Source organism: Streptomyces sp. LHD-70 (genome assembly GCF_031157275.1).
Taxonomy (GTDB): Bacteria; Actinomycetota; Actinomycetes; order Streptomycetales; family Streptomycetaceae; genus Streptomyces.
The window spans coordinates 84,969-97,518 of the sequence record NZ_JAVIFW010000021.1 but is presented as its reverse complement, the minus strand read 5'-3'; the positions used below and the strand labels follow the sequence as shown (position 1 = coordinate 97,518).

Here is a 12,550-nt window from a genome sequence, read left to right as displayed (position 1 = left end):
GCTTGCTCTTTCTGCGCAGGCTAGGCGCGGTCGCGGGGAGCGGGCATGTTCCGTTCGGGAGAAGTACGCGGACGGGCTTGTCCGCGACGGATATGGCGCAGCCGCCCGCGTACGATCCCGCGTCTGATCCTCGCGTCCGGTCCGAGGGATGGCCGGGGAACGCTGAACGGGCCGCCCGCGCCTACTAGATTGAGCGCGCACGGGCACGCCGACCGGCAGGTCAGGCGGGTCGGCCGGTCGGGCAGGGCGGAAGCAGCAGGGGGCACGGGTCATGGACCGCGAGGGCACGTACGAGGCACACGACTCAGGGCGGCCGGCTGCGCCGGTGAGCCCGCCCGCCGCCCCGCCGATGCCGCGTCGGCCGCCCGGTGCGGGCGAGTCCCCGGTCGCCGAGTGGCTCGCGACGCCCCGGCCTCAGGCGGAGCCGGGGGTCTGGCGGTTCGGGTACCGGCCGCGGGGGCCCGAGCAGGACGACGGCGCGCTCAGGCGGCGCCTCGTCCGGGGCATGGTGATCCCCACGGTGCTCGGCCTGGTGCTCTGGTCGATGCTGCAGAACGGCAGCTTTCCGTACCTGTGGATGCCGGTGAAGGTGTTCACTCCGGCGGAGTGGTGGCACGAGGGGACCATCTCCCCGCAGGGGTGGCAGGGGCAGAACGCGCTGATCGTCTATGGCGGTGTCGTGTTCGGCCTGCTCTTCTGCGCGGTGGTCCGGCTCAGCACCTGGAGTGAGGCCGTCCGGTACTTCGTGATGCGCCGGCCGCAGCCCTCGCGCGCCCTGATCGCCGCCGTGGCCGCCGTCGGGAGCCTCGCGCTCGTCTGGCCGGGCGCCTTCGGACTCGGCCTGGAACCCCTGCCCGTCGTCACGCCCGTCCTCTCCCTGGTCGCCCTGATCGCGGGCGGCTACTCGGTGTTCATGTCCAGCCCCGCGGTCACGTACGCCGTGTACGCGCTGATCACGCTCGCCGTGCTCTGGCCGTTCGCGCGGATCGGCGGCTGGCGGCAGGCTCTGCGGAAGCCGTCGACCGCACCGCCGCCGCCCCGCCCGACCGCCGCCCCGGCCCCGGCGCACTGGCCCCAGCTGCGCGCCGCCGGTCACGAGAAGGCCGCCGATCTGCTCGCCGCCGAACTCTTCGGCGGCCGGATGAACGACGTCGACTGCGCCCGCATCACCCGCGCCTGGGACACGGCCGGCGGCGATCCCGGCGCGCGGGCCGCGTTCGCGGACACTGTCGCCCGGCACGGCGCATCCGCCTGGGCGCACCCGTCCGGCAGCCGCGACCTGCCCGCCCGCAGCGCCACCCACGATCTGCTCGCCGACCAGGTCAGGATCGGCCGCTTCGCCGAGGACCAGCGCAATCCGTACGCCCGCCGCGGTGTCCACGCCGCCCTCGAACCGGGAGTGCTCGGCACCTCGCTGCTCGCCGTCGGCCCGTCCGGCGCGGGCAAGACCGCCCGCCTGATGCGGCCGGTCACCGAGGCGCTCGCGCTCCAGGCGCTCACCGGCCGCACCGCGGTCGTGGCCGTCTGCGCCGCGGGCACGGGGCTCGGCCCCGACGACGCGTACGACGTCGTGGTCCGGCCCGGCGACCCTGCGTCCACGCACGGCCTCGACCTGTACGCCGACTGCGCCGACCCGGACGAGGCCGCCGCGTTCCTCGCCGAGGGGCTGGTCGGCGACCTCGAATCCGTCGACACCCGGCGGGCCGCCACCGCGCTCGCCCAGCTGCTCGGCCCCCACCGCGCCGTGCACGGCCGCTTCCCTTCCGTACGCGTGCTGCGTGCGCTCCTCGAAGGGGAGCCGGGCGCCCTCGCCGACCTCAGGGCCGGGCTCGACGCGGCGCCGGACCACGAGGCGATGCGCCGTGAACTCGACGCCCGGGTACGGCAGTCGGGCACCCCCGGCGACCCGTGCCCCGCCCTGGCCGACCGGCTCGCGCTCCTCGACCGGCCCGCGTTCGCCGGGGCGTTCGACGGTGGGGCGTTCGACGGTGGGGCCGTCGACGGGGAGGCCGCCGGGCGGGCCTTCTCCCTGCACGCCGTCGCCCACCACCCGCTGCGCGTCCGCGTCGACCTGCCGGAGCACGGCCACGAGGAGGCCGCACGGCTCCTGGCCAGGCTGCTGCTCGCCCAGTTCGGCCACGCCGTACGGACCAGGCCCGACCGCCCGCACTTCGCCTGCCTGGTCCTCGACGACGCCGCGCGCACCCTCACCGCCGACAGCGTCCGCACGGTCCAGCGGCTGCGCACCGCCAAGGCGGGCGTCGTCCTCGGGCTGCGCACCGTCGGCGAGATCCCCGAGCCGCTCCAAGGGCCGTTGTACGCGGCGGTCGGCTGCCGGATGGCGTTCTCCGGGGTGACCACCTGGGACGGCCGCTGGTTCGCCGAGTCGTGGGGCACCGAACGGGTGGAGACCAGGGAGGTCGCCCAGCACACGGTCTACGCGGACCAGCCGATGACGCGGGCGCTGCACTCCCTGCGCAGGCTCGTCACCGGCAAGGCCGTCACCACGGACGCGGTCACCGTCCGCGAGGTCGAACGCGAACGCTGGTCCGCCTCCGACCTCGCCCACGCCGTCCCACCCGGCCACGCCGTCCTCTCCCTGACCTCGGTCCGTGGTGAGGCCGCCCCGCCGCTCCTCGTGGACCTGCGGGGCTGAAGGACCCCGGACCTTCGGGGCTGACGGGCCCCGGGCGCGCTAGTACTCCGTAACGCCACAGGCAAGGCCACTCACCAAATCACCACGGGCCTTCCATACGGTGAGGCAGAATTGATACGAGCCGTTCATACGGGGCGGCCAAATGATCCCGTTCGTTCCCGAGCGGTGCCTTACTGAGCCTCACCGACCCGGAAGCCGTGAAGGTCCCATGCCGCCCACGCTCGCCTCGCTCGTCCAGCACTCCAAGCTCAAGCTCACCGTGCGCGCCGGCGAGGACCATCTCGACACCCCCGTCCGCTGGGCGCACGCCAGCGAACTCACCGACCCCGTGCCCTACATGGAGGGCGGCGAGCTCCTGCTGATCACCGCCCTCAAGCTGGACGCCGAGGACCCGCAGGCCATGCGCCGCTACGTCCAGCGGCTCGTCGGCGCGGGCGTCATCGGCCTCGGCTTCGCGGTCGGCGTGCACTACGACGAGATTCCCGAGGCCCTCGTCGACGCCGCCCGCGCCGAGGACCTGCCGCTGCTCGAAGTGCCGCGCCGCACCCCGTTCCTGGCCATCATCAAGGAGGTCTCGGCGGCCATCGCCGCCGAACAGTACCGCTCCGTCACCGACGGCTTCGCCGCGCAGCGCGAACTCACCCGGCAGGCGCTCAGCGGCGGCCCCGAGGGCGTGCTCAGCGCGCTCGCCTCCCAGGTCGACGGCTGGGCCGCGCTCTACGACGCCTCCGGCTCCGTCGTCGCCACCGCACCCGAGTGGGCCGCGCGCCGCGCCGCCCGGATCACCTCCGAGGTGGAGCGCCTGCGCGATCGCCCGGCCCCCGCGAGCGCGGTCGTCGGCGGCGCCGACGACCGCATCGAACTGCACTCCCTGGGCGCGGGCCGCCGCCCCCGCACCGCGCTCGCCGTCGGCACGGCGGCGGCGCTCGGCACGACCGAGCGGTACGCGGTGCACTCCGCGATCGCGCTGCTCACCCTCACCACCGAGCGCTCCCGCTCCCTGCACGCCGCCGAACAGCGCCTCGGCGCCGCCGTCCTGCGCATGCTGCTCGCCGGGGAGCCCGACCACGCCCGCACGGTCGCGGGCGAGCTGTACGGCGAGCTGCTCGACGCCCCGTTCCGGCTCCTGATCGCCGAGACCGCTCCGGCCCCGCGCGGCGGCGGCGCCCCCGCGGTCGCCGGGCACGACCCGCTGGCCGACCTCGCCGACGTGGTCGAGGCCGCTGCCGCCCGCGCCGGCGAGGCCGTCCTCGTCGTCCCCGACGGCGGCGACCGGCTCGTGCTGCTCTTCGCCGACGGCGGCGCCGCCGCCACCGCCTGCCTCCAGCTGGCCGCCGTCACCGACGCCGCCCGCGCCGAGGGCCGCGAGCAACAGGCCGCCGACGGCGAGCAGTTGGTCGTCGGCCTGTCCGCGCCGGCCGGACCCATCGCCGCCGCCACCGGGTACAAGCAGGCCGAGCAGGCCCTCTCCGTCGCCCGGCGCCGCGGCCGCACCCTGGTCGAGCACGAGGAGCTGGCCGCAGGCTCGGTCCTGCCGCTGCTCGCCGACGACGCGGTACGGGCCTTCGCCGACGGGATGCTGCGGGCGCTGCGCGAGCACGACGCGACGGGCCGCGGTGACCTGGTCGCGTCCCTGCGGGCCTGGCTCTCGCGGCACGGCCAGTGGGACGCGGCCGCCGCCGACCTGGGCGTCCATCGGCACACGTTGCGTTACCGGATGCGGCGGGTGGAGGAGATCCTGGGGCGGTCCCTGGACGATCCGGATGCGCGGATGGAGCTGTGGCTGGCCCTCAAGGCGACGTCGACGTCGACCACCTGACCCCACCGGGGCTCCGCCCCCGGCCCCCGTTCCTCAAGCGCCGGAGGGGCTGATCTCTGGCGTCCTTCGGCTGCCGCGCCGCTGTGGCTGGTCGCGCAGTTCCCCGCGCCCCTTAAGAACCCGCCCCCCGGGGCCGTACCTGCCACTCCGGCACCCCTCCCACCCCAACCCCTCCACCCCGTACAAGAGGCGCTCCGGGCGGGCGGCCCTACCGTTGGGGCGAACCCCAGACAGCACCCACCGCGGAAGGGCCGGGCACCATGACCGACACCACTGCCTTCTGGCTCGCCGGCCGCCAGGCCACCGGCGACTCCACCTTCGACGTCACCTCGCCCTGGGACGGCCGCACCGTCGGCCGCGTGAGCGTCCCGACGGACGCCCAGGTCGAGGAGGCCGTCGCCGCCGCGTACGCCTCGCGCGAGGCGCTCTCCGTGACCCCCGCCCACGCCCGGGCCGCCGCGCTCGACCATGTCACCAAGCGCCTGGCCGAGCGCACCGAGGAGATCGCCCAGCTGATCTCCGCCGAGAACGGCAAGCCGATCAAGTGGGCCCGTGGCGAGGTCGGCCGGGCCGTGTCCGTGTTCCGCTTCGCGGCCGAGGAGGCCCGGCGCTTCAACGGCGGCGACGCCCAGCGCCTGGACACCGACGCGGGCGGCCAGGGCCGGCTCGCCCTGACGCGCCGCTTCTCGCGCGGCGTGGTCCTCGGTATCGCGCCGTTCAACTTCCCGCTGAACCTGTGCGCCCACAAGGTCGCCCCGGCCATCGCCGCCGGCGTCCCGATCATCCTCAAGCCCGCCCCGGCCACCCCGCTGTCCGGCCTGATCCTCGGTGAACTGCTCGCCGAGACGGACCTGCCCGAGGGCTCCTGGTCGGTGCTCCCGGTCGCCAACGAGAAGATGCCCGCCCTGGTCCAGGACGAGCGCCTGCCCGTCATCTCCTTCACGGGCTCCGAGAAGGTCGGCTACGCGATCATGGACTCGGTGCCGCGCAAGCACATCACCCTCGAACTGGGCGGCAACGGCGCGGCCGTCATCCTCGACGACTTCTCCTCCGACGCCGACCTCGACTGGGCCGCGAGCCGCATCGCGACCTTCTCGAACTACCAGGGCGGCCAGTCCTGCATCTCCGTGCAGCGCGTGATCGCCGACGCCTCCGTCTACGACCGGCTGCTGCCCCGCATCGTCGCCGCCGTCGAGGCGCAGGTCACCGGTGACCCGTCGGACCCGGCCACCGAGGTCGGCCCGCTCGTGGACGAGAACGCCGCGAAGCGCGTCGAGTCCTGGGTGGACGAGGCCGTCGCCGCGGGTGCGCAGCTCCTGGCCGGCGGCAAGCGCGAGGGCGCCTCGTACGCGCCGACCGTGCTCGCCGACGTGCCCGCCGACACCACCCTCGCCTGCGAGGAGGTCTTCGGCCCGGTCCTCACCGTCACGAAGGTGGACGGCGAGCAGGCCGCGTTCGACGCCGTCAACGACTCCAAGTACGGCCTGCAGGCGGGCGTGTTCACGCACGACGTGCAGCGCGCCTTCCGCGCCCACCGCGCCCTGGAGGTCGGCGGCGTGATCGTCGGCGACGTGCCGTCCTACCGCGCCGACCAGATGCCGTACGGCGGCGTCAAGCAGTCCGGCGTCGGCCGCGAGGGCGTCGCCCACGCCATGGCGGACTACACGTACGAGCGGGTCCTGGTCCTGACCGGCCTGGAGCTGTAAGCCCGGACGACACACGTTCGTACGTCTGCGAAGAGGCGGCCGGGACCCTGTGCGGGGGTCCCGGCCGTCCGCGTGTTCCGGGGACCGTCCGGGTGCACGCCTGGTGGGGATCTTCGTATCCGGGTACATACGACCGAGTAGCGCCGGTCGGTAGTGGTTTCCGCCGGTGAGGACCCCGATCCGCGGCGAGGTGAGTTCCCCCATGTCGGCACCGACGTCCAGGAAGCCGAAGGTCTCCGAGCAGGAGGCACGGCAGGTGGCCGAGGCGGCCAGGGAGCAGGAGTGGCGCAAGCCGAGCTTCGCCAAGGAGCTGTTCCTCGGCCGCTTCCGGCTCGATCTGATCCACCCGCATCCGATGCCGGCCGACGAGGACACGCGGCGCGGTGAGGCGTTCCTCGCCCGGCTGCGGACGTTCTGCGAGCGCGAGGTCGACGGCGCCCTGATCGAGCGCGAGGCGCGCATCCCGGACGCGGTGATCAACGGGCTCAGGGAGCTCGGCGCCCTCGGCATGAAGATCGACACGAAGTACGGCGGGCTCGGCCTCACGCAGGTCTACTACAACAAGGCGCTCGCCCTCGTCGGCTCCGCCAACCCCTCCATCGGCGCGCTGCTCTCCGCCCACCAGTCGATCGGCGCGCCCCAGCCGCTGAAGCTCTTCGGCAGCCAGGAGCAGAAGGACGAGTTCCTGCCGCGCCTCGCCTCCACCGACATCTCCGCGTTCCTGCTTACCGAGCCGGACGTCGGCTCCGACCCGGCCCGCCTCGCCACCACCGCCGTGCCGGACGGGGACAGCTACGTCCTGGACGGCGTGAAGCTGTGGACCACCAACGGTGTCGTCGCCGACCTGCTCGTCGTCATGGCCCGCGTGCCGAAGTCCGAGGGCCACCCCGGCGGCATCACCGCGTTCCTCGTCGAGGCCGCCGACGAGGGTGTCACCGTCGAGCACCGCAACGCCTTCATGGGCCTGCGCGGCCTGGAGAACGGCGTCACCCGCTTCCACCGCGTCCGCGTCTCCGCCGCGCGCCGCATCGGCCCCGAGGGCGCCGGCCTGAAGATCGCCCTCACCACCCTCAACACCGGCCGCCTCTCGCTGCCCGCGATGTGCGTCGGCGCCGGCAAGTGGTGCCTGAAGATCGCCCGCGAGTGGTCCGCCGAGCGTGAGCAGTGGGGCCGGCCGATCGCCCTGCACGAGGCCGTCGGCAGCAAGATCTCCTTCATCGCGGCCACCACCTTCGCCCTGGAGGCGGTGCTCGACCTCTCCTCGCAGATGGCCGACGAGGACCGCAACGACATCCGTATCGAGGCCGCCCTCGCCAAGCTGTACGGCTCCGAGATGGCCTGCCTGATGGCCGACGAGCTGGTGCAGATCCGCGGCGGCCGCGGCTTCGAGACCGCGGACTCGCTCGCCGCCCGCGGTGAACGCGCCGTCCCCGCCGAGCAGTTGCTCCGCGATCTGCGCATCAACCGGATCTTCGAGGGCTCCACCGAGATCATGCATCTGCTGATCGCCCGCGAGGCCGTCGACGCCCACCTCAAGGCCGCGGGCGACCTCATCGACCCCGACAAGTCCCTCGGCGACAAGGCCAAGGCGGGCGCCCGCGCCGGCGGCTTCTACGCCCGCTGGCTGCCCAAGCTCGTCGCCGGACCCGGCCAACTCCCGGGCGCGTACGGGGACTTCAACCCCTCGGGCCACCCGGACCTCGCGGCGCATCTGCGGTACGTGGAGCGCACGTCCCGCAAGCTCGCCCGCTCCACCTTCTACGCCATGTCCCGCTGGCAGGGCCGGATGGAGACCAAGCAGGGCTTCCTCGGCCGGATCGTCGACATCGGCGCGGAGCTCTTCGCGATGAGCGCCGCCTGCGTACGCGCCGAACTCCTGCGCACCACCGAGGACCACGGCCGCGAGGCGTACCAGCTCGCGGACGCCTTCTGCCGCCAGTCCCGGCTGCGCGTCGAGGAGCTGTTCGGCCGCCTCTGGGCCAACACCGACGACTTGGACCGCAAGGTCGTACGCGGCGTGCTCTCCGGCACGTACACCTGGCTGGAGGAGGGCGTCGTCGACCCGAGCGGCGAGGGCCCGTGGATCGCCGACGCCACCCCCGGCCGGACGGAGAAGGAGAACGTGCACCGGCCGATCCGCTGAGGCACGTGCACCGGCCGATCCGCTGAGGCACGTGCACCGGCCGATCCGCTGAGGCACGTGCACCGGCCGATCCGCTGAGGCACGTGCACCGGCCGATCCGCTGAGGCGCCCGCGTCCCGCGCGTACGGGTGTGGCGTGAACAGGCCGGTGAGGCTGGCGCGAAAGCAGCTTGTGCGCGGACCGCGGGGGTGCCTTACGAGAGTCGCTTAGGTTAGGCTAACCTTCGCGGCGTGAACGAAGAGACCCTCGCGGCGCCGCACCCCCGTGGTCACGCCCTGTCCGCCACCGGCGTGACCGTGGCGTACGACGGCGTGGACGTCGTGCACGACGCGTCCCTCACGCTGCGGCCCGGCGAGGTCACCGCCCTCGTGGGCCCGAACGGCAGCGGCAAGTCGACCCTGCTGCGCACCGTCGCCCGGCTGCAGCACCCCCGCAGCGCCACCCTCGTCATCGACGCCGACACCGACGGCCTCGCCCTGTCCCCGCGCGCCTTCTCCCGGCACGTCGCCCTGCTCACCCAGTCCCGCCCCACCCCCGGCGGACTGACCGTGCGCGACGTCGTCGAGTTCGGTCGCTACCCGTACCGCGGCCGCTGGGGCAAGGCCGATCCGCGCGGCCGGACCGCCGTGGACCGCGCGCTCGCCCTCACCGGCCTCACCGGACTCGCCGAGCGCGGCGCCGAACACCTCTCCGGCGGACAGCTGCAGCGCGTCTGGCTCGCCGGCTGCCTCGCCCAGGAGACCGGCGTCCTGCTCCTCGACGAGCCCACCACCTACCTCGACCTGCGCTACCAGGTCGAACTCCTGGACCTCGTACGGGACTTGGCCGACGAACACGGCATCGCCGTCGGCGTCGTCCTGCACGACCTCGACCAGGCCGCGACCGTCGCCGACCGCATCGTGCTCCTGCACGACGGCCGGATCGTCGCCGACGGCCTTCCCGAGGACGTCCTCACCCCCCAGCGGCTGACCGACACGTACGGCATCCGCATCGAGGTCGACACCGACCCGCTCACCGGCCGGCTGCGCACCCGCGCCATCGGCCGTCACCACACGCGAAGCGAAAGGCTCAGCACCTCCCCATGAGACGCCTCCTGTGCACCGCGGCGGCCGCCACCGCCGCGGCCCTCGCCCTGACCGCCTGCGGCACGACTCAGCCCGCGACCGACGACAAGGCCGAAGGCACGTCGGACCAGCCCATCACCCTCACCGACGCGAGCGGCGAGAAGGTGAAGCTCGACGGTCCCGCCAAGAAGGTCGTCGGCACCGAGTGGAACGTCGTCGAGGACCTCGTCTCGCTCGGCGTCGACCCGGTCGGCGTTGCCGACGTCAAGGGTTACAAGACCTGGAACACCGCGGCCCCGCTGAAGAACAGCCCCAAGGACATCGGCACCCGCGGCGAGCCCAGCACCGACACCATCGCCGCCCTGAACCCGGACCTGATCGTCGCCACCAGCGACCTCCCGCCCGCCGCCGTGAAGCAGCTCCGCAAGGTCGCCCCCGTCCTGGAACTGCGCCCCGCCGACGCCTCCGCCCCGCTCGACCGGATGACCGGCAACCTCGACCTCATCGCGAAGGCCACCGGCACCACCGAGCGCGCCGAGAAGCTCAAGAAGGACTTCGACGCGAAGCTCGCCGAAGGCCGCAAGGCACTGAAGGACGACGGCCTCGACGGCACCGAGTACGCCTTCGCCGACGGCTACGTCACCGGTAACCAGGTCTCCATCCGGCCCTACACCAGCGGCTCCCTCATCGGCGCCGTCAACGAGGAGCTCGGCCTGAAGAACGCCTGGAAGGTCAAGGGCGACAAGAGCTACGGCCTCGGCGCCACCGACGTCGAGGGCCTGACCAAGCTCGGCGACGTCGAGTTCGCCTACATCGGCAGCGACGGCGACAAGAACAGCAACCCGTTCGCCGGCGTCCTCACCAAGGACAAGGTGTGGACCTCCCTGCCCTTCGTGAAGAAGGACAACGTCCACCGACTCCCCGACGGCATCTGGATGTTCGGCGGCACCACGTCGATGAGCGAGTACGTCGACTCCGTCGTGAAGGCGCTGACCAAGTAGCCCGTCCGGCCTGACCGAAGGAACGAACGACCCAGACCATGGCCGTCACCGCAACCACCACCCCCGCCGTACACCCCTCGGCGGCCGCGTCCCGGGCGGGCGCGGCCGCGGTGACGGCCGGCCTGGTCCTCCTCGTCGCCGCCCTCGCCGTCGTCGACCTCACCCAGGGCACCGCCGCCGTCGGCGCCCCCGAGGTCCTCAAGGCGCTCACCGGCCGGGCCGACCCCTCCGACGCCTCCGTGGTCGTCGCCTCCCGGCTGCCCCGCGCCGCCGCCGGACTGCTCGTCGGCGCCGTCCTCGGCATGGCCGGCGCCGCCCTGCAGTCCGTCAGCCGCAACGTCCTCGCCTCGCCCGACACCCTCGCCGTCAACGCCGGCTCGTACCTCGCCCTCGGCCTCGCCGCCGTCACCGGGGTCTCGCTGCCGCTGCTCGCTTCCTCCGGCATCGCGTTCGCCGGCGGCCTCGCCGCGGCGGCCGTCGTCCTCGGGCTTTCCGGCCTCGGCACCGGCACCGTCAAGCTCGTCCTCGCCGGCAGCGCCCTCACCCTCGGCCTCACCGCCGTCACCGAAGGACTGCTCCTGCTCTTCCCGCAGCAGACCGAGGGCCTCTACGCCTGGAACCAGGGCAGCATCGCGCAGAACGGCTTCGACGGTGTCCTCCAGGTCGCGCCCCTCGCCCTCGCCGGACTCCTCGGACTGCTCCTCGTCGCCCGCCGCGTCGACGCCCTGGCCCTCGGCGACGACGCCGCCCGCGGGCTCGGCGTTCCCGTCCGCGCCACCCGCGTCACCGGCGTCGTGCTCGCCGCCCTGCTCTCCGCCGCCGCCGTCACGCTCGCGGGCCCGATCGGCTTCGTCGGCCTCTGCGCCCCCGCGCTCGTACGACCCCTCGCCCGCCGCATCCGGCCCCTCGCCCGGGCGCGGGCCCGCATCCCCTTCGCCGGGCTCGCCGGCGCGGCCCTCGTGCTCGGCTCCGACGTGGCGCTGCGCGCCCTCGTCCCCGCCGACGTCGCCGTCGCCGTGCCGACCGGCGTCGCCACCAGCCTCCTCGGCGCCGCCTTCCTGATCGTCGCCGCCACCCGGCTGCGGGACACCGCGGGGCCCGCCGCACCCGAGCAGCTGCGCCTGCGCAGCCGCGCCGTCTTCCTCACCGGCACGGCCGTCCTCGTCGCCCTCGTCGTCGGCCTCGGTATCGCCTCCGTCCTCCTCGGCGACGCCAAGCTGCTCCTCGGCGACGTCCTCAACTGGGCCCAGGGCAGGGCGCCGCAGAGCATCGACTTCGTCCTCGACACCCGCGTGCCCCGCGTCCTCGCCGCACTCCTGGCCGGCGCCGCCCTCGCCCTGGCCGGCACGCTCGCCCAGGCCGTCACCCGCAACCCGCTCGCCGAACCCAGCACCCTCGGCGTCTCCGGCGGCGCCTCCCTCGGCGCCGTGCTCCTCGTGACGACCGTGCCGGCCGCCGCGACCTGGAGCGTGGCCGGAGCCGCCTTCGCGGGCGCCGCCCTCAGCTCCGTCGTCGTCTTCGGCCTCGCCGCCCGCGGCGGGTTCGGGCAGAACCGGCTCGTCCTCGTCGGACTCGGCGTCGCCACCGGCACCGCTGCCCTGGTCAGCCTCCTGATCGTGCTCACCGACCCGTTCAACGCGACCAAGGCCCTCACCTGGCTCTCCGGCTCCACCTACGGCCGGACCCTGCCCGACGTCGTCCCCCTCGCCGCCGTACTCGCCGCAGGCCTCCTCGTCACCACCCTGCGCCGCACCGAACTCGACCTGCTCTCCCTCGACGAGGACACCCCCCGCCTCCTCGGCCTCGGCCTGCCCCGCGCCCGGCTCGGCTTCCTCGCCCTGAGCGTCCTGCTCACCGCCACCGCCGTGGCCGCCGCGGGCACCGTCGGCTTCGTCGGCCTCGTCGCCCCGCACGCCGCCCGCGCCCTCGTCGGCCGCCGGCACCACCGCGTCCTGCCCGCCGCGGTCCTCCTCGGGTCCGCCCTCGTCTGCACCGCGGACCTGGTCGGCCGCACCGTGATCGCCCCCGCCCAGCTCGGCGCGGGCCTGATGACCGCCGTGATCGGCACGCCGTACTTCCTGCACCTGCTGATGCGGGGCCGCCGCCAGTGACGTACGACAGCACGGAGCACGCCGTACGACAGCACGAGCACGCCGTACGA

General features: G+C 74.1%; 7 protein-coding genes. All 7 read left to right on the top strand.

All coding sequences use genetic code 11. The features are described 5' to 3' along the window. Positions 1–271: 271 nt before the first annotated feature. The 7 genes from RCO28_RS31940 to RCO28_RS31910 all read left to right on the top strand — a co-directional run bounded on the left by RCO28_RS31940 (position 272) and on the right by RCO28_RS31910 (position 12,500). Positions 272–2,656: an ATP/GTP-binding protein gene (locus RCO28_RS31940; protein ID WP_308944815.1), complete on the top strand. Its 2,385-nt coding sequence runs from the start codon at positions 272–274 to the stop codon at positions 2,654–2,656. A 208-nt stretch (positions 2,657–2,864) separates the two neighbouring features. Next, positions 2,865–4,475 (top strand): PucR family transcriptional regulator, encoded by a 1,611-nt coding sequence (locus RCO28_RS31935; RefSeq protein WP_308944814.1) that lies wholly within the window; start codon positions 2,865–2,867, stop codon positions 4,473–4,475. A gap of 260 nt (positions 4,476–4,735) precedes the next feature. After that, positions 4,736–6,181, top strand: a complete 1,446-nt coding sequence (locus tag RCO28_RS31930) for an aldehyde dehydrogenase family protein (RefSeq protein WP_308944813.1) — start codon at positions 4,736–4,738, stop codon at positions 6,179–6,181. A gap of 202 nt (positions 6,182–6,383) precedes the next feature. Next, entirely contained in the window at positions 6,384–8,324 is a 1,941-nt protein-coding gene (locus tag RCO28_RS31925) for an acyl-CoA dehydrogenase family protein (RefSeq protein WP_308944812.1), read from the top strand. A 230-nt stretch (positions 8,325–8,554) separates the two neighbouring features. Then, a complete protein-coding gene (locus tag RCO28_RS31920) occupies positions 8,555–9,409 on the top strand; it encodes an ABC transporter ATP-binding protein (RefSeq protein WP_308944811.1) in 855 nt (284 codons plus the stop codon). Beyond that, positions 9,406–10,389 carry an iron-siderophore ABC transporter substrate-binding protein gene (locus RCO28_RS31915; RefSeq protein WP_308944810.1) on the top strand — a complete coding sequence of 328 codons (984 nt, stop codon included), beginning with the start codon at positions 9,406–9,408 and terminating at the stop codon, positions 10,387–10,389. Before RCO28_RS31920 ends, RCO28_RS31915 begins: the two co-directional genes overlap by 4 nt. A 38-nt stretch (positions 10,390–10,427) precedes the next feature. After that, positions 10,428–12,500, top strand: a complete 2,073-nt coding sequence (locus RCO28_RS31910) for an iron ABC transporter permease (protein WP_308944809.1) — start codon at positions 10,428–10,430, stop codon at positions 12,498–12,500. Positions 12,501–12,550: the final 50 nt, after the last annotated feature.